General features: G+C 64.7%; 1 protein-coding gene. It reads right to left on the reverse strand.

Annotated elements, in window-relative coordinates:
- A partial coding sequence (locus tag AC4HNJ_RS22125) for a hypothetical protein (RefSeq protein ID WP_490481761.1) occupies positions 1 to 221 on the reverse strand: 221 nt, incomplete at both ends.

Below are 221 nucleotides of genomic sequence, written 5' to 3' on the forward strand. Positions count from 1 at the left end.
AGGTGGACGAGGGTTTTGAAGCCGCAAACTTGGAGGAGGTCTGCGGAGGGAAGACCCAGGCATCGTGCAACGGCTGCCCCTTGGCATCGACACCGTTGGCAATGCGCACCGAACCATCGGCTTGCAAGGTGGCGATGGCCTCCATGCGCGGCGCATGGGTCTGCGGCAGCGATGTCGCCTGATGGGAGGCCTCATTCCACAGCACCGCCGTGGTCGCGGGT

Source organism: Dyella sp. SYSU CM1112, assembly GCF_058216415.1.